This is a genomic window from Pseudoroseomonas cervicalis ATCC 49957 (genome assembly GCF_000164635.1).
Lineage (GTDB): Bacteria > Pseudomonadota > Alphaproteobacteria > Acetobacterales > Acetobacteraceae > Pseudoroseomonas > Pseudoroseomonas cervicalis.
The window spans coordinates 1-676 of the sequence record NZ_GG771187.1; the positions used below are offsets into that span (position 1 = coordinate 1).

A 676-nucleotide genomic window follows, 5' to 3' on the forward strand; every position below is an offset into this window, starting at 1 on the left:
GAGCGCCGCCCCCAGCAGGCCGAGCAGCAGGCGGCGCTGCGGCGTCTCCAGCGCGGCCTCGGGCGCCTCGCCGGCGACGGCGCGGCGGACGCCGCGGCGGCGGATGACGGAGCTTGGCGTCATGTTCAGCCCCCCGCCGAATAGGCGCGGCCGGTGGAGCCGAAGCCGGCGCGGCTGATGCCCACGGCGCTGCGCGCCGTCACCCCGTCGCCGCCGCGCGCCACCAGCCGGCCGGCCGGAGCCGGGCGGCCCGTTCCACTGTCCCAGCCCTGCAACGGGCCGGTGCCGCTGGCGGGGCGATAGCTGGGCACCGGGCGCCGGTCGGCGGTCCAGGACCAGCCCTGGTAACGCGGCGCGTAGCCGCCGGCCCGCGCCAGCGCGCCGCCGCGCCACAGGCCGTTGTAGCGATACCACCACAGCGCATGGCCACCACCGCCATGATAGCCGCTGCCCCCGCCGCCCCTGCCTTCGCCGCCCGCGCCCTCTGGGCCGGCCGGCTCCGCCGCCAGCGGCAGCACGGCGCTGCGGCAATCGGTCCAGACCAGCAGGCAGGCCTGGCGGCTGTCGAAGCGGTTGGGCAGCGGATTGGCCGGCCGCTCGCAGCCCTGCCACTCGGCCTCGCAGGCCTCGCGCGTCGGGTAGAGCGGCGCCAGCCGCGCATAGGCCAGCGGCGGGG

General features: G+C 79.0%; 1 pseudogene. It reads right to left on the minus strand.

Annotation, left to right across the window (positions count from 1 at the left end):
- Nucleotides 1-125 precede the first annotated feature (125 nt).
- Nucleotides 126-676 (minus strand): annotated as a pseudogene (locus tag HMPREF0731_RS22490) (hypothetical protein); the annotation flags it as partial.